Annotated in this window: 1 pseudogene; it reads right to left on the bottom strand. The window is 46.6% G+C overall.

Annotated elements, in window-relative coordinates:
• Positions 1–117: 117 nt before the first annotated feature.
• A pseudogene (locus tag E0D98_RS26060) lies at positions 118–316 on the bottom strand (Hha/YmoA family nucleoid-associated regulatory protein).
• Between the last annotated feature and the right edge of the window lie 55 nt (positions 317–371).

Raw genomic sequence — 371 nt, 5'->3', positions numbered from 1 at the left:
ATTATCCTGGTTCCCGACAACAGGAACATATTCAGCTTTTAACAACCTGAGAAAACCCAAAAAGAATCACACAGAGCAGATAACACCTGGCGCAATACCTCTGTGATTACCGAACGTTCAGGTGACAGATTTCCAGACAGAAGCCGGCACGCGATCGTAAAGCTTGTTCATTGTCAGTTCTGCCAGCCGATGATCGACCGCAGAGTTGAAGGTTTCCAGCTCCACAGGGGGAAGTTTATAACGTGTGTGGGAAATCACTTTTTCCAGTGTCTCCCGGGATGAACAACGACGGAACTGCTCTGGTTTTAACTTCCATTAGCCTCTCATCACTTTATGCTGCAATTAACGTGATACTGTCAGCATACCGTACC

The sequence above is a fragment of the Escherichia sp. KCJ4928 genome (assembly GCF_004352695.1).
Lineage (GTDB): Bacteria > Pseudomonadota > Gammaproteobacteria > Enterobacterales > Enterobacteriaceae > ECMA0423.
Note: the sequence above shows the minus strand (reverse complement) of the source record. Positions and strands in the feature narration are given on the sequence as shown.